Source organism: Citrobacter sp. VF227, from assembly GCF_052950715.1.
The window spans coordinates 1-454 of sequence record NZ_JBRFVF010000476.1 but is presented as its reverse complement, the minus strand read 5'-3'; the positions used below and the strand labels follow the sequence as shown (position 1 = coordinate 454).

Annotated in this window: 1 protein-coding gene; it reads left to right on the top strand. The window is 51.8% G+C overall.

Annotated features, from left to right (window positions below; all coding sequences use genetic code 11):
* Positions 1–454: S8 family serine peptidase (locus ACU8YC_RS27420; protein WP_446896315.1), on the top strand; the 454-nt coding region annotated here is incomplete at both ends.

Below are 454 nucleotides of genomic sequence, written 5' to 3'. Positions count from 1 at the left end.
CTCCGACTGTCGACCGACTGCCAAACCCAACCTATCGGAAATTGGAGCGTCAAGAATACGGCATATCAGATATATATCAGGCTCAAGCTCTCAGTGAAGCTGCACAGCATGACGTGCTCATGGTTTTTGCCGCAGGCAATGATCGAAAAACACAACCCGACGTAACCCAGGATCCGAGTGGAGCCGCATTTTATCCATTTATCAAGCCGGAAAATGCCAGCAGCGGCATTTATCAATTTTATACAAGACCTGGAACCGATCCCAACGGCAAATTCAGCCCTGACTATGCGCCGACCGGCCCCGTCGATCAGAGTAAAATTGATTTCTCGGAACTTAACGGCTTCATCGTTTCGGTGGTTGCCGTCGATCGAAACAGGCAGATCGCTAGCTTCAGCAACTGGTGCGGCGTTACAGCGGCGTGGTGCATCGCAGCACCAGGCGTCGACATCTTCTC